This window comes from Dactylosporangium sp. CA-233914 (assembly GCF_050942935.1).
Classification (GTDB): Bacteria; Actinomycetota; Actinomycetes; order Mycobacteriales; family Micromonosporaceae; genus Dactylosporangium.
In genome coordinates this window covers 6471478-6486166 of the sequence record NZ_CP192030.1, presented here as the reverse complement: position 1 = coordinate 6486166, position 14689 = coordinate 6471478, and the positions used below count along the sequence as shown (strand labels likewise).

Genomic DNA, 14689 nt, shown 5'->3' with positions numbered 1-14689 from the left:
CGCCACGCGCTGCGCCCGGAACGCCCGTTCTAAGCCGGTGGGGCGGCGGTGCGCAGGAAGTCGTCCACGGCCTTGGTGGCCTCCGGGGCGCCCTCGGCGGCGATGGTGAGCAGGCCCGTGCCGTGCAGCCGGCCCTCGACCAGGACCAGCTTGCGGGCCTGGCCGGGGGTGTCGTCGTACATCGCCTGCGCCGACGCCGCGAACGCGCTGTCGCCCTTCGCCGCCACGTAGAGTGCCGGCGCGGTCAGCCTGGGCACGGAATCCAGGGCGCGCTCGCCGGCGTAGTCGCCGGGGCCGGACAGGCTGATCACCGCGGCCGGCGGCGGGTTCAGGGCCGCCGCGGCGATCAGGGCCGCCGTCGCGCCCCGCGAGGCGCCGATGAGCACGATCTCGCCGGAGCCGCCGGTGCGGGCGAAGGCGGCGGCCGCGGCGACGTCGTCGGAGTTGTGGCCGGACTCGGCGCGGCGGGAGCGGCCCTCACCGTTGAAGTCGAAGGCCAGGACGCGGTACCCGGCCGCCGCCTGCCGCTTCGCCCACGACAGCCACGAGCAGCCGGTGGTGCTGGCCTGCGGGGCGAGCACGAGCGTGACGGCGCCGGTGCCGAGGACGTAGGCGGCCAGATGAGCCCCGGTCCTGCCGGGGAAGGTCACCTGCTTGTCGTCGAGCTCCGGATCGCCGCACAGGCCGTGGGTCGGGCTCGGCGCGGCGGCCGCGCTCGGCAACGCCGACGTATCCGCCGTAACGGATTTTTCGGAATTGGACGCACAGGCCGCAAGCAGCAGCACGCAGCAGATCCCCGTCAAGATGCGCATACCGTTGCGACCAGCGAACCGGCCCGGGAGTTGCATCACGATTCGATGGACATCCCGGGCCGATGCGGCACAACCGCCCGGCGGCGCCGGGCAATCCGCCGCCGCCGTGACGGCGATCACCCGATGCCGCGGTCGCGAGAACGTTTTCTGAAAGGAGCCGAAACTTCCGGCGATCCGGGCCGGTCCACAGGAGCTGGATCGAGCCCGGCCGACGTGCGGAAATACCCGCTGAATCGGCGGTCGTAGCTTTCGCGGCACTACCGGGAATTCTTGACACGCCGTGGCGCGCGGCAGCACGCTGCACCATCGATCGACGTCGAAATCGAACGAAGGGACGCGCGCATGAAGGTTCTTTCCGGGCGGCGGGGTCGGGTACGGCTCGTGGTCGGCGGTGTCTGTGCCGTTGTGCTGGCCGCCGGCTCGATCGCCCTGACCGGCGTCGCCCACGCCGAGGCCGACCGGACCGTCACGTCGAACACGACCGGCACGCACAACGGCTACTTCTTCTCCTACTGGAAGGACAACGGGAACGTCACGATGAACCTGGGCGCCGGCGGGTCGTACAGCGTCCAGTGGAGCAACATCAACAACACCGTCGTCGGCAAGGGCTGGAAGCCGGGCTCCAGCCACACCGTCAACTACTCCGGCACGTTCAACGTCAACGGCAACGGCTACCTCGCGTTGTACGGCTGGACGACCAACCCGCTCATCGAGTACTACGTCGTGGAGAACTACGGCAGCTACAACCCGAGCACCGGCGCGCAGCGGCTGGGCTCCGTCACCACCGACGGCAGCACCTACGACATCTACCGCACCCAGCGCGTCAACCAGCCCTCGATCATCGGCACGGCGACGTTCTACCAGTACTGGAGCGTGCGCCAGCAGAAGCGGACCGGCGGCACCATCACCACCGCCAACCACTTCAACGCCTGGGCGAGCCTGGGGCTGAACCTCGGCGCCCACGACTACCAGATCCTCGCCACCGAGGGCTACCAGAGCAGCGGCAGCTCGAGCATCACGGTGAGCGAGGGCCCGGGCGGCGGCGGAACCTCGTCGCCGCAGCCGAGCCCGACGGGGCCGTCGACCCCGTCGAACCCGGGTGGCGGCTCCGGCAGCTGCCAGGTCACCAACGCGGTCAACCCGTGGAACACCGGCCTGACCGACAACATCACCATCACCAACACCGGCTCGACGCCGATCAACGGGTGGGCGCTGAGGTTCACGCTCGCGTCCGGACAGGCGATCACGTCGGGCTGGAACGCCACCTACTCGCCGGCCAGCGGGCAGGTGACGGCGAGCAACGTCAGCTACAACGCCGCCATCCCGCCGGGCGGCTCGACCACGATCGGCTTCCAGGCGACCCACACCGGCAACACCGCCGCACCGAGCGGCTTCACGCTCAACGGCACCGCCTGCCGCTGAGCGCCCGGCCGGCCGGGTCCGGAACCCACCGGACCCGGCCGTTGCGCAGGCGGCCAGGTCCGACGGTTCGTCAGCTGTTCAGCAGCAGCCGCGTCAGGACCCGGGTGCCGAACTGCAGGCCGTCGACCGGGACACGTTCGTCGACGCCGTGGAACAGCGCCGTGAAGTCGAGGTCCGGGGGCAGCCGCAGCGGCGCGAACCCGAAGTGGCGGATGCCGAGCCGCTGGAAGGACTTCGCGTCAGTACCCGCCGAGACCATGTACGGCAGGACCCGCGCTCCGGGGTCCTCGGCCGAGATCGCCGCCGCCATGGCGTCCACCAGGTGTCCGTCGAAGGTCGTCTCGACGGGCGGAAGGCTGTCCCATTCCCGCTCGACGTCGGGTCCGAGCACCTCGGCGAGGGTACGTTCGAAGGCCTCCTCGCGGCCGGGCAGCATGCGGCCGTCGACGGTGGCCTCGGCCAGCGATGGCACCACATTGGTCTTGTAGCCGGCGTTGAACATCGTCACATTGGCGGTGTCGCGCAGCGTGGCGCCGATCATGCGAGCGAGCGAGCCGAGCCGGGCGACCGCCGCCTCGGGGTCGTCCTCGTCGAACGGCACGCCGGTCAGCTCGCCGACGCCCTGCAGGAACTCGCGCACCGGGCCGGTCAGCACGATCGGGAAGCGGTGGGCGTCCAGGCGGGCGACGGCGGCGGCGAGCTTCGCCACGGCGTTGTCGGCATGCAGCATCGAGCCGTGGCCGGCGGTGCCGCGGACCTTGAGCCGCAGCCACATGATGCCCTTCTCCGCGGTCTCGACCAGGTAGGCGCGAACGCCGTCGCGCACAGTGAGGGAGAACCCGCCGACCTCGCTGACGGCCTCGGTGACGCCGTCGAAGAGCTCCCGGCGGTGCTCGACGAGCCAGCGGGCGCCCTGGAAGCCGCCGGCCTCCTCGTCGGCGAGGAAGGCGAAGACGATGTCGCGGGGCGGGACCGTGCCGTCGCGCTTGAACTGCCGGGCGACGGCGAGGCTCATCCCGACCATGTGCTTCATGTCGATGGCGCCGCGGCCCCAGACGTAGCCGTCGCGGACCTCGCCGGAGAACGGGTGGACGGTCCACTCGGAGGCATCGGCGGGCACGACGTCGAGATGGCCGTGGACCAGCAGCGCGCCGCGCCCGGGGTCGGCGCCGGGCAGGCGGACGATCACGTTGCCGCGACCCCGGCCGCCGGACTCGACGTACTCGGGCTCGTAACCCGCCTCGGCGAGCCGCTCCGCGACGTACTCGGCGGCGGCCCGCTCGCCGGTGAGCGTCGCCGGGTCGCCGGTGTTCGTGGTGTCGATGCGGACAAGGTCGCTCACGAGGCCGGTGACCTCGTCGGCCGCGGATCTCGTACGTCCCGCCGGCGGCAGGTTGAGAGCAGTCATAGTCTGCATACCGTATGTACTCAGTATGGATTCGTCCACGATCACGCTCGTGCCATGACAGCATTGCGGCGGGTGACATTGCCGGTGACCGGCAATGAGGCCCGGGTGAGCTTGCCGACCGGTGCCGGTGTGCATCGGTGGCCGATGGCCGATGCTGGAAATTCCTTTTCGGCACGGCTTGCAGGGGTGGTGAGGATGACGACCGGCACGTTGCCCGGCGGGCGAACCGCCGCCCTGGTCGCCGCCCGCCCCTGGCCGAGCGATTCGCCTCATATCCGGCCGACGTGGCCGGGCGCCGCCGACTCCTCGCGCACGTGCCGGCAGCCGTCGCCGCCGGGCCGCAAGGTCACGTCGACCACCGCCCGCTGACCGTCGCCGCGCACCGCGACCGCGCTGCGGGCTGGGCCCAGCCGCCCGCTCGACACTCCGCAGCCCGCCGCCATCGTGCCCGGCCGGCAGCCAGAAAACCTCCGCCACCGTCACGGACCGCGTCCGGATACCCGAGAGGAGAAACCCAGTGCTCACTGAACCAACTGACAGCATCGCCCCCGAAGGCCTGGGCAATCGCCGGGGCCGGGCCGGGATGGCGCCTCCCGCGGACGGCACTGTGCCACTCGAGCCCGCGGCCGTCGGGATCGACCTCGGCAGTGCCAACACCCGGATCTGGGCATCCGGCCGCGGCACCTTGCACTCCACCAACCCGGCCCCGGCCGCCGTGGAACGCTCCGGCCCGGTTGTCCGCGGCCGGATCACCGACCCGGGGGCCATGCGGCTGTTGCTGTCCGGCCTCTTGTGCGATCTGCCACGGCCGCTGCCCAGCGGCGCCGTGGTGGTGGCGTGCCGGCCCGTCGGCATCGGCTCGCAGGCCGAGTCCGCCCTGCGCGCGGTGGTGACAACCGCGCTCGATCCGGCGCGGCTGCTGTTCATCGACACCGTGCGCGCCGCCGCGATCGGTGCCGGCGCGGCACCCGGCCCCTTGCTGATCGCGGATGTGGGCGCGCACCTGACCGAGGTTGCCGTGCTCTCGGGCGGTGTGATCGTCGCCGCCCGGCGGCATGACATCGGATTGCGCGACAACGCCGGTGGACCCGACCCCGAGGCGGCGATCATCGCCGCCGTCGTCGACCTCGTCGGCGAGGTGCGCCGCCAGTCCGAGCATCGCCAGGCCATCGCGGCGGCGATGCGCGGCGGTTTGCTCCTCGTCGGTGGCGGCGCGACCCACGTGCGGCTGGCGGCCCGCATCGCCGGCGCCGCCGGCACACCGGTACGCCGCCCCGCCGCACCATATCTGGCCGCCGTGCGCGGCGCGGGCCTGGCCGCTCTCGCCGCGCTGCGTCGCGGTGCCATGCGGATCTGACCACACGCAAATTCAGGTACTTCGCACGGTTCAACCCTGTTGCTGCAATTATTCCTTTTTCCACCAGTTGATGGGAGACCCGATGAGCATCGGCACCGGCCCGAGCACCGACACGTTGCGCCAGACGCTCGAGGCGCAGCTACGCCAGCACTCCGAGGACCTCGCGGCGCTCACCGCCGCCGGCGCCGACCCGGGCGGCACCGGTGAGGATCCGGACACCATCGCCACGCGCGCTGCCGCGGCCCGCCGCGCGATCGAGGAGATCAACGCCGCACTGTCCCGCGTCACGGCGGGCACCTACGGCCGCTGCGAACGCTGCAGGAACCCGATTCCCGACGCCCGGCTGGAAATTCTGCCGCACGCCCGGTTCTGCGTGCCCTGCCAGGCCCGCGCGAGCTGACCGGCTTCCGCCGACTGTCATCGCCGGTGTGTGGATCAACACGGAATGTCGCGCCGGCGCCCTCCGAGATGCGAGGATGGCGAACCATGCTGTTCGGCGTGGACGAACAGCTGGCGCCGCCTAGCAGAGGGTGATGACGGTCCACAACGGTGTGGGCGTCTCAGCATTGCAGTGACCGATGCTCGGACCCACCACACCGGAGGGATGACCGTGTCGACACGGGAAAAGCTTGACTCGATCTTCGCCGCGGTCATGCGCCGCAACCCGGGTGAGAGCGAATTCCATCAGGCGGTGCGGGAGGTGCTCGACAGCGTCGCCCCCGCCCTGGACAAGAACCCGGGGTTCGCCCAGGCGAAGATCATCGAGCGGATCTGCGAGCCGGAGCGGCAGATCATCTTCCGGGTGCCGTGGGAGGACGACCGCGGTGAGGTGCACATCAACCGCGGGTTCCGGGTGGAGTTCAACTCCGCGCTGGGTCCGTACAAGGGCGGGCTGCGGTTCCACCCGTCGGTCTATCTCGGCATCGTGAAGTTCCTCGGGTTCGAGCAGCTGTTCAAGAACGCCCTGACCGGCATGCCGATCGGCGGGGGCAAGGGCGGGTCGGACTTCGACCCGAAGGGCCGGTCCGACCGTGAGGTGATGCGGTTCTGCCAGTCGTTCATGACCGAGCTGTACCGCCACATCGGCGAGTACACCGACGTGCCGGCGGGTGACATCGGCGTCGGCGGCCGGGAGATCGGCTACCTGTTCGGGCAGTACAAGCGCATCACGAACCGTTACGAGTCCGGGGTCCTCACCGGCAAGGGCCTGGCCTACGGCGGTGCCCAGGTGCGGCGGGAAGCGACGGGCTACGGTGCGGTGTTCTTCGCCGAGGAGATGCTGCGCGCCGCCGGTGGCAGCATCGACGGCCAGCGGGTGGTGGTCTCCGGCTCCGGCAACGTGGCGATCTACGCGATCGAGAAGATCCACCAGCTCGGCGGCCTCGTGGTGGCCTGCTCCGACTCGTCCGGATACGTGCTCGACGACAAGGGCATCGACGTGGCGGTCCTCAAAGAGGTCAAAGAGGTGCGGCGGGAACGCGTCGAGCAGTACGTCCGCCACCGCCCGCACGCGACGTTCGCGCCGGGAGGAAGTGTGTGGCGGGAGGTTCCGTGCACGGTCGCCATTCCCTGCGCCACGCAGAACGAGATCGACGAGGTTGACGCTGCCGCCCTGATCGCCGGAGGGTGCACCACGGTGGTGGAGGGAGCCAACATGCCGACCACGTCCGAGGCGGTGCGCCTGTTCGCCGAGGCCGGCGTGCGCTTCGCCCCCGGCAAGGCCGCCAATGCGGGCGGGGTCGCGGCCAGCGCGTTGGAGATGCAGCAGAACGCCAGCCGCGACTCGTGGACGTTCCCCTACTCCGAGCAGCGGCTGCGTGACATCATGCGCGACATCCACGCCCGCTGCTACGCCACCGCCGAGGAGTACGGCATGCCGGGCAACTACGTCGCCGGCGCCAACATCGACGGTTTCCGGATGGTCGCCGAGGCGATGCTCGCTCAAGGACTGATCTGACCCGCGCCCGGCTGCCTGGGAGACAGCCGGGCAGCATGGGCTACGCGGTGCTCGGTGGCGCCTCAGCCGGCCAGTTGAGGACCTTGGCGCCGAGCACCGCGGCCTGCAAGGTGAACCGGTGCGCCGGGTCGGCCGCGTCGTAGCCGGTCAGGGTCCTGATCCGAGCCAGGCGATACGTCACCGTGCGCACTGACACGTGTAGCCGCCTGGCCGATTCGGTGGCCACCCCGCCGGTGGTGAAGTACGCGTCCAGGGTGTCCAGCAATGCTCCGGCGCCGCCGCGGGCCTGCAACAGCGGACTGAGCACCGCGGAGACGAGATCGACGATGGCGGGTTGGTCACGCAGCAGCACCCGGTAGATCAGCAGGTCGTGTGCGGTGATGACGCTCTTGTCGGCGTTCAGCCGCCCGGCCATGGTCAGCGCCTCGCGGGCCTCTTCATAGGAACGGGCGATGCCGTACAGGCCGGGGTGGGGGCGGCCGACCGCGACCCGCCACGGTCGCCCGTGCCTGAGGCGGTTGAGCTCACCGTGCACCAGCCAGCCGAGATCGCTGTCCTGGCCGGCGCCGGGTCCCGTCCGGCCGGCCTCGACGGCCTCGGCAGGGGCGAGGACGACCAGCAGGCCCTCCTTGGTGGCGACCAGGACGTCGCGGTCACCGAGCCGGTCGAAGACGACTGCTTCCAGGGCGCTGATCGCCGTGTCCGTCTCCGGCAGCCGCCGGCTCGGTGCGGCCAGCGCCACCTGGTGCACCCGGGCGAGGTCGAGCCCGAACGGCTCCGCTCGCTCGACCACGCTGCCGAGGTCGGAGTCCCCGCGCAGCAAGTCGTCGATCAACTCCCGGCGCAGCGCTTCCTCCCGGCGGACCAGGTCCCGGCGAGCGACCGCGTAGCCCTCGGCGAGCGTGGCGACCGCCTCATCGATGACTTGCAGCACCGCCGCCGCGGCCGCGCGCACAACCTCGCTGTCCGCGGAACGCACCACCACGGGCAGGTCCTGCCACAGCCGCCGGGCCGCCGACAGGTACAGCTGCACCACCCGTCCGGCCGAGATGCCCTGTTCGGCGGCCTGCCGGCCGAGCTGACCCACCGCGTCCAGTTCGGCGCGCCGGGGTCGGCGTCCGCTGACCGCCGCGTCGGCGAGCATCGGCAGGTAATCGCCGAGCAGCCGCACCGGAACACCGCCGGCGTCGCGAGCGGCGGCGGTGGCGACGTCGGTCAGCCACGCCTGCCGCTCCGGCGGCGGTGCGGGCACGGCGGCACGTCGCTGCCGGCTGCTGTCGGCCAAACCGGGCCCACCTCCCACCCGCATCCACCCCGCCGGGCAGCGCGGGTGACCCCCTTCGACAGCGGCGCCACAGCCGGCGCCGGTCGTCGACCTCAGCGATCACCGGGCCCCTGATTGCCGACCACCGGCAGTTTACCCGCTGCCGTACTCGCCCCGCGCCACGCCGGACCCCACCGCCGACGGCCGCGGGTGACTGGGCGGGTGATCCGATCACCCGTACACTCGACCGCACGCCGCCGGGGTCGAAGGTGACCAGTAGGACGGCGATGGGCCGACGGACACCTTCCGCGACGACGGGGTGCTTCTCCGCCGGCTTCCTGCCCGACGTGGCTTGAAGCCACCCGCGACTTCGCCAGGTCAGGCGATCGAAGCCGACGGAGATACATGAGGAAGACAGTTACCGTGGGTGCGGTGTGCGCCGCGCTCATCGCGATCGTGTTCGTGTTCGCCGTCTCCCGGCCGTCCCGGTCGGGCAGCCCGGTCCAGTCGCCACGCGGCGCCGCCGGGCTGCACGTCAGCGGGGCCGGGATCGCCGAGGGCGGTGGCAGCGCATTCGTCATGCGGGGCGTGAGCCACCCGTACGCCTGGTACCCGGCGCAGGACCGCGCGTACGCCGACGTCAAGCGGCTGGGCGCCAACACGCTTCGGGTCGTGCTGGACTCCGGCGTCGGCCCGGACCGGGTCACCGGCATCATCGCGCAGTGCAAGGCGAACCGGCTGATCTGCGTCCTGGAGTACCACGACACCACCGGCCACGGCGAACAGCCGGGCAGCGTCTCGCTGGACAAGGCGGCCGACTACTGGGCCGGGCTGCGCGACGTGCTCGCCGGCCAGGAGGCCTACGTCGTGGTCAACATCGGCAACGAGCCCTTCGGCAACACCGGCGCCGAGGCATGGACCGCCGCGACGGGCTCGGCGATCCGCAAGATGCGCTCGGCCGGCCTGCGGCACCTGCTGCTGGCCGACGCGCCGAACTGGGGCCAGGACTGGTCCGGCGTCATGCGCGACAACGCCCGGTCGGTCTTCGACACCGACCCGCAGCACAACACCGCGTTCTCGGTGCACATGTACGGCGTGTACGACACCCCGGAGAAGGTCGCCGGCTACCTCGACGCGTTCCGGCACACCGGCGTGCCGCTGGTGATCGGCGAGTTCGGGTGGAAGCACACCGACGGCGCGGTGGCCGCCGACGCCGTCATGAGCGAGGCCCAGGCCCGCGGGATCGGCTGGCTGGGCTGGTCGTGGAGCGGCAACAGCGGCGGCGTGGAGTACCTCGACCTGGCCGACCGCTTCAACCCCGACCGGCTGACCGCATGGGGCGAGCGGCTCTTCAACGGCCCCGGCGGCATCCGGGCCACGGCGCGGGAGGCGGCCGTGTACGCCGGCCGGCCCGCCGCATAGCCGAGATCCGTCGCCGGTACTCCCCCAAAGGTAAGCCCCGGTTCCGCACCCCGGCCCGGGCCGACACCGCGACGCCACCGGGTACCTGCGGGCCGTGGGACCTTCCGAGGCGGTGCGTCCGGGGCAGGACGCCCGGCTGAGCGGCAAGGCCCGGCCCGCGGCCCGGCTCTCGCGCTGGCGGCCGGCGTACCTCCCGCTGATTCTGGCCTATCTGGTGATCGTGGCGAGCGACTTCTGGGTCACCGGCTCCTACGCGGGGCGGCTCGGCTGGCCGCTGACCATCATCTGGACCTGGCCGATCGTCACCACGCTGACCGGCATCATCGGCCTGCGCCGCACCCGGCGGGCGCTGCGCCGGTCGGCCGAGCGGTGGTCCGGGCACGGGGTGACGACCAGCGACGACCTCCTCGTCGTCGCCGTGCCCACCGTCGGGCGGCACGACACGTATCCGGCGCTGGAGCGCTCCGTGCTGTCGTATCTGGAGTACCTCCCCCGCTGCTTCCCCCGGCTGCGCGTCGACATCGTCGTCGACGAGGGATGCGAGGCGGCCGGGCACATCGCCGCGCTGGCCGCCGGCAGCGACCGGGTCCGGCTGGTCACCGTCCCGCGCGCCTACCGCACCCGCAAGGGCACCCGGTTCAAGGCGCGGGCCACCCACTACCTGCACGAGCTGCGCATCCGCGAGGGCGAGGCGCGCGATGACGTGTGGGTCCTGCACATGGACGACGACACCGGCGTCGGCCCCGACACCGCCCTGTCCATGGCCCGCTTCCTCGCGGAGCAGTCCCGCTCCGGCGACGACGCCCGGCATCTGGCCCAGGGCATCCTGACCTATCCCCGCGAGTACGCGGTCAACCGGCTCACCTGGCTCGCCGACGCGGCCCGCCCCGCCGAGGACGTGGGCCGCTTCTCGGCGTGGACCGGCAGCGGTACCCCCCGGGCGGGCGTGCACGGCGAACTGCTGCTGGTCCGGGCCTCGATCGAGGCGACGATCGGCTGGGACTTCGGACCCCGCAGCCTAGTCGAGGACGCCCAGTTCGCGCTCATCTTCAGCGCCCGCTACCGGGGCCGCAGCGCCTGGTTCGCCGGCCGGTCCTACGGCGCGTCGCCGGCCACCCTGCGCGACTTCTTCAAGCAGCGGGAGCGGTGGTCGTGGGGGCTGGCCGCGCTGGTGTTCAACCGCTCGCTGCAGCTTCGCAACCGGGTCCTGCTCGCCTACTCGGTGATGTCCTGGGTGGTCGGCCCGATCCAGAACGTCGCCGTCGTACTGCTCATCGCCTGGCTGATCGCCGATTCCAACACGTCGCCGGTGACGAGCCTGGTCATCCCGCTGTGGGCGCTGAACATGGCCTACGTGGTGTGGATGTACTGGGAGGGGCTGCGGGTCAACGCGGAGGTCTCCGGCGACGGCCGGCGCCGCTGGTGGGAGCCGGTCGCCGTGTTGGCGCTGATCCCGGTCTTCGGCATGATGGAGGGCCTGTCCGGCCTGCGGGGCTTCCTCAAGTTCGCCCGGCGGGTCGAGAACCGCTTCGCGGTCATCGCGAAACCGTCGTGACGCCCCGGCACACGTCGGCGTTGAGTCGCCCGCACGCTCAGGGCGCGGCGCGGCCGCTCACCGGCGAGGCGGCCGGCTCCGGCGGCGCCGGGGCCCGCGGGCGGGTCCGCCACAGCGTGACGACGGCGGCGGTGAAGACGACGGCGCAGGTCCACGTGTTCAGGCGCAGGCCGAGGATGTGGTTGGCGGTGTCCACGCGCAGGGCCTCGATCCACACGCGGCCGACCGTGTACACCGCGACGTACAGGATGAAGACCCGGCCCCCGCTCAGGTGGAAGCGGCGCTGCGCCCAGATGATCAGGGCCGCGGCGGCCAGGCACCACAGGACCTCGTACAGGAACGTCGGGTGGTACAGCGCGACGTCGGGCGTGGCGGCCGGGCGGTGCTCCGGGTCGATCCGCAGCGCCCAGGGCAGGTCGGTCGGCCGGCCGTACAGCTCCTGGTTGAAGTAGTTGCCGAACCGGCCCATGGCCTGGGCGATGGCGAGCCCGGGCGCGCCGGCGTCAGCAAAGGCGGGCAGGGAGATGCCGAGCCGGCGGCAGCCGATCCACGCGCCGAGGGTGCCGAGGGCGACCGCGCCCCAGATGCCCAGGCCGCCGTCCCAGATGTACAGGGCGCGGATCGGGTCGTGGCCGGGGGTGAAGTACAGCTCCGGGTCGGTCAGCACGTGGTAGATGCGGCCGCCGGCGATGCCGAACGGAACCGCCCACATCGCCACGTCCATCACGTCCTCGCGGCGCCCGCCGGCGGCGACCCAGCGCCGGGTGGTGAGCAGGACCGCCACGACGATGCCGGCGAGGATGCACAGCGCATAGGCCCGGATCGGCAGCGGGCCGAGGTGCCACACGCCGCGGGCCGGGCTGGGAATGGCGCTCAGCAGCATGCCACCACTGTTCCACAGTGGCTGTGGGTCGCGGTACCTCGTCCCCGAGCCGGCCCCGCCCGGCACAGTCCCGGTGCGGAACCGGGGTGTGCGGACGGGGCCGGGGTGGCCTCAGCGGCCTGTTTGCGGCCTGGCCACCTCGACTTGGTTGATCTGCTTGCCGGTGAGCACGTCGAACGCGCGCACGATCGTGCGGTCCGGGTACACCGCGATGGTGAGCACCGACGGCGACTCGGGCCGGTCGGTCGCCGAGTCCTCGTCCCACGGGTTGTCCGGGCTGGGCGCGAACTCGATCGCCAGCGCACCGGTGTTGACCGCGGTGTAGCCGTCCGGGTGCCCGCCCTGGGTGACGACCCGCGCCGACCAGTCCCGACGGTACGGCGACCAGTGCGTGTGCCCGCTCAGGTAGATCACGTTCGGGTACTTGCCGACGATCGACTCGAGCTCGAAGTCACGCGGGCCGTTGCCGTAGCCCTCGACGTACGTGCCGGAGACCGTCCACTCGAACGGGTAGTGCTTCATCACCAGCACCTGCTTGCCCTGGCGCGCCCAGTACGCCAGCCGCTGCGTCAGGAACGCCACCTGCGCGTCGCTGATCTGCTGCTTCGCCTCCTCCGCGACGCCACTCTCCTCGCCCAGCACGATCACCGGCACACCGCCGACGACCTTCTCGTACCACGGCTTGTCGATGCCCGCGCCCCACTTGTTGGCGAACGCGAGGAAGTTCTTCTGCTGCTGCTCAGGGGTCAGCACCCGGCTGCGCCGGTCGTGGTTGCCGATCGCGGGCAGCACCGTGGGCAGCCGGTGCCGGGCGAACACGGCGCTCACGTCGGCGTACTCCTTGACCTGCTGCTCCTGGGTCTGCTCGCGCGGCCCGCTGATGATGTCACCGTCGAGGAGGAACGCCTTCGCGCCCGGCGCCTCGCGCTTGAGCAGTTCCAGCGCGCTGTCGGTGTACGGCAGGCCCTCCACCTGAATGTCGCTGAGCACTCCGAGCGTGGTCGCCTTCGCGCCACGAGGCAGCGCCGGCAGCGGGGTGCGAACCACCACGTCGTCGACCGCCCAGTACATCTGCGGACGGTTGTTGCTGTACGTGAAGCGGAACACGGCGGTACGGGCGCGCCGCGGCACGTCGACCCGGAGCACCTCCTGACCGGACATGACGTCGTCGCCGCCGTTCGCGCTGATCCGGGCCGCGGAGTAGCGCAGGATCTCCTTCTCCGCCCCGCCGTCGAACGCCACGGTCACGCGGCCGACCGACTTGTGCGCCTGGCGGTACTGCGAGGAGAAGACCAGCTCGACCGTGTTCTTGCCGCCGACCGGCACGCCGGGGCTGACGAGCGTGCTGTTGACCGGGTGATCCCCGTCGACGGTAGCGCCCTTGGCCGCCGCCACGCCGTTGTCCGCCACCGCGAGCACGCCGCGCGAGCGGGAGAACTGGTTACGCGCGTCGAGGAAGCAGCGGGAGTCCAGCGGCCGGTTCTGCTCCGGGTCGCAGCCGACGCCGGCCGGCGCGGCCGCCTTGAACCAGTCGTTACGCTGGGTGAACGTCCAACCACGCCAGCCGGCGGGCGCGCCGTCGGTCTGCACCTTCCAGGCATTGCTGGCGCCGTCGAAGTCGCCGCGCCAGAGCGTCTGATGCCCGGTCTGGCCCTGGCCGGACCCGCTGGCCTGCGCGGAGGGAACAGCGACGACGGGTAAGAGGGCGAGCGCCGCCGCGCCCGCGAGCAGCAGATGTCGGGTTCTGGGTTGAGCCATCACGTCTCCTGACTGAAGCAAAAGGTAGGCACACCCTGACCAGATTGATCAACATGCGGGTGAACACCGTGCTCCGGCCGAATGAGGAGACGATGGTGAGTGAAGCTCGCGTTCGGGGCGCGACAGCGGTCCGGTCGCGGCCGGCTGGCCGGCGGTGCCCGGTCGAGCGCCGGGTCACCGCCAGTCGTGCAGCCTGGTGGCGAGCGTGCGCCGGGCGCGGTACAGGTGGCTGCGGACCGCCGCGACGGTACTGTGCGTGATCTCGGCGATGGCGTCGTAGCTGAGCCCCTCGAACTCGTAGAGGACCAGCGCGACCCGCTGGGCGGCGGGCAGTTCGGCCATGGCCGCGGTGACCGCGCCGGCGGCCAGGTGCTCTTCGGCCCGCTCCGCCGGGCCGCGTGCCGGGTCGGCCGGTTCGGGCGCCGCGTCGAGCGGCCGGGTCCGGGCGGTGCGGGTGCTCTTGTTCAGTGCCCGGGTGGTGACGATGCGGTACAGCCAGGTGGCGAAGCTGGCGTCGCCCCGGAAGGCGGGCAGGGCCAGCCAGGCGGCCAGCAGAGCCTCCTGGGTGACGTCCTCGGCGTCCTCGCGGCTTCCCAGCATCCCGAGAGCGACCCGGTAGGCGCGCGGGGCGTGGCGTTCCACGAGCACCCGGTAGGCATCGAGGCAGCCCTCCCGTGCGCGCCGCACCAGGAGGGTGTCGTCGATCGCGGCATCCACGGGTCCCGGGGGCGGCCGCACGCCCTCGGGCAGGGGGCCGGCCGCGGTTCGGGCCGGCCCCCTGGCGGTGGGGGAACGGTGGCCCATGGGGCGTGTCGTGCCCACGAGCGTGCAAAGAAACCCTGCGGCTGGTG

13 protein-coding genes are annotated in these 14689 nt (G+C 71.8%); 7 read left to right on the top strand and 6 right to left on the bottom strand.

Annotated elements, in window-relative coordinates; translation table 11 throughout:
• Window positions 1-29 precede the first annotated feature (29 nt).
• Window positions 30-785 (bottom strand): alpha/beta hydrolase family protein, encoded by a 756-nt coding sequence (locus tag ACQPY0_RS28995; protein WP_432994770.1) that lies wholly within the window; start codon window positions 783-785, stop codon window positions 30-32.
• A gap of 369 nt (window positions 786-1154) precedes the next feature.
• On the opposite strand from ACQPY0_RS28995, the gene ACQPY0_RS28990 reads away from it, so the two are divergent.
• Entirely contained in the window at window positions 1155-2234 is a 1080-nt protein-coding gene (locus tag ACQPY0_RS28990) for a glycoside hydrolase family 11 protein (RefSeq protein WP_432994768.1), read from the top strand.
• Between the two features lie 70 nt (window positions 2235-2304).
• Here ACQPY0_RS28990 and ACQPY0_RS28985 read toward each other — a convergent pair whose 3' ends face one another.
• A complete protein-coding gene (locus tag ACQPY0_RS28985; protein WP_432994766.1) occupies window positions 2305-3642 on the bottom strand; it encodes a M20/M25/M40 family metallo-hydrolase in 1338 nt (445 codons plus the stop codon).
• A 54-nt stretch (window positions 3643-3696) separates the two neighbouring features.
• On the opposite strand from ACQPY0_RS28985, the gene ACQPY0_RS28980 reads away from it, so the two are divergent.
• From ACQPY0_RS28980 to gdhA, 4 genes are all read left to right on the top strand, one after another.
• A complete protein-coding gene (locus tag ACQPY0_RS28980; protein WP_432994764.1) occupies window positions 3697-4011 on the top strand; it encodes a hypothetical protein in 315 nt (104 codons plus the stop codon).
• A 148-nt stretch (window positions 4012-4159) separates the two neighbouring features.
• Complete coding sequence (locus ACQPY0_RS28975; protein ID WP_432994762.1) at window positions 4160-4999, top strand: rod shape-determining protein; 840 nt, start codon at window positions 4160-4162, stop codon at window positions 4997-4999.
• Between the two features lie 82 nt (window positions 5000-5081).
• On the top strand, window positions 5082-5399 hold the full coding sequence (locus ACQPY0_RS28970; protein ID WP_432994760.1) for a TraR/DksA family transcriptional regulator: 318 nt from the start codon (window positions 5082-5084) through the stop codon (window positions 5397-5399).
• Between the two features lie 210 nt (window positions 5400-5609).
• Window positions 5610-6956 carry an NADP-specific glutamate dehydrogenase gene (gene gdhA / locus ACQPY0_RS28965; RefSeq protein ID WP_432994758.1) on the top strand — a complete coding sequence of 449 codons (1347 nt, stop codon included), beginning with the start codon at window positions 5610-5612 and terminating at the stop codon, window positions 6954-6956.
• 40 nt (window positions 6957-6996) lie between these two features.
• Here gdhA and ACQPY0_RS28960 read toward each other — a convergent pair whose 3' ends face one another.
• The gene (locus ACQPY0_RS28960) at window positions 6997-8241 is read right to left on the bottom strand and encodes a PucR family transcriptional regulator (protein WP_432994756.1); all 1245 of its coding nucleotides are present in this window, start codon (window positions 8239-8241) and stop codon (window positions 6997-6999) included.
• A 384-nt stretch (window positions 8242-8625) separates the two neighbouring features.
• Between ACQPY0_RS28960 and ACQPY0_RS28955 the strand changes: the two genes are divergently transcribed.
• Together ACQPY0_RS28955 and ACQPY0_RS28950 are read left to right on the top strand one after the other, a co-directional pair.
• Complete coding sequence (locus ACQPY0_RS28955) at window positions 8626-9642, top strand: cellulase family glycosylhydrolase (RefSeq protein ID WP_432994755.1); 1017 nt, start codon at window positions 8626-8628, stop codon at window positions 9640-9642.
• Between the two features lie 94 nt (window positions 9643-9736).
• Window positions 9737-11197, top strand: coding sequence for a glycosyltransferase family 2 protein (locus ACQPY0_RS28950; RefSeq protein WP_432994753.1), 1461 nt, complete (start codon window positions 9737-9739; stop codon window positions 11195-11197).
• 37 nt (window positions 11198-11234) lie between these two features.
• On the opposite strand, the gene lgt is transcribed toward ACQPY0_RS28950, so the two are convergent.
• From lgt to ACQPY0_RS28935, 3 genes are all read right to left on the bottom strand, one after another.
• Window positions 11235-12080, bottom strand: coding sequence for a prolipoprotein diacylglyceryl transferase (gene lgt / locus ACQPY0_RS28945; protein ID WP_432994751.1), 846 nt, complete (start codon window positions 12078-12080; stop codon window positions 11235-11237).
• A gap of 111 nt (window positions 12081-12191) precedes the next feature.
• Complete coding sequence (locus ACQPY0_RS28940) at window positions 12192-13838, bottom strand: metallophosphoesterase family protein (RefSeq protein WP_432994749.1); 1647 nt, start codon at window positions 13836-13838, stop codon at window positions 12192-12194.
• A gap of 174 nt (window positions 13839-14012) precedes the next feature.
• Window positions 14013-14642: an RNA polymerase sigma factor gene (locus ACQPY0_RS28935; protein ID WP_432994747.1), complete on the bottom strand. Its 630-nt coding sequence runs from the start codon at window positions 14640-14642 to the stop codon at window positions 14013-14015.
• Window positions 14643-14689 lie beyond the last annotated feature (47 nt).

Excerpts from the sequence above, each read along its gene's own strand:
- ACQPY0_RS28990 (WP_432994768.1), top strand. The coding sequence starts at position 1,155 with ATGAAGGTTCTTTCCGGGCGGCGGGGTCGGGTACGGCTCGTGGTCGGC.
- ACQPY0_RS28955 (WP_432994755.1), top strand. The coding sequence starts at position 8,626 with ATGAGGAAGACAGTTACCGTGGGTGCGGTGTGCGCCGCGCTCATCGCG.
- ACQPY0_RS28935 (WP_432994747.1), bottom strand. The coding sequence starts at position 14,642 with ATGGGCCACCGTTCCCCCACCGCCAGGGGGCCGGCCCGAACCGCGGCC.
- ACQPY0_RS28985 (WP_432994766.1), bottom strand. The coding sequence starts at position 3,642 with ATGACTGCTCTCAACCTGCCGCCGGCGGGACGTACGAGATCCGCGGCC.
- ACQPY0_RS28980 (WP_432994764.1), top strand. The coding sequence starts at position 3,697 with ATGACAGCATTGCGGCGGGTGACATTGCCGGTGACCGGCAATGAGGCC.
- ACQPY0_RS28970 (WP_432994760.1), top strand. The coding sequence starts at position 5,082 with ATGAGCATCGGCACCGGCCCGAGCACCGACACGTTGCGCCAGACGCTC.
- lgt (WP_432994751.1), bottom strand. The coding sequence starts at position 12,080 with ATGCTGCTGAGCGCCATTCCCAGCCCGGCCCGCGGCGTGTGGCACCTC.
- ACQPY0_RS28940 (WP_432994749.1), bottom strand. The coding sequence starts at position 13,838 with ATGGCTCAACCCAGAACCCGACATCTGCTGCTCGCGGGCGCGGCGGCG.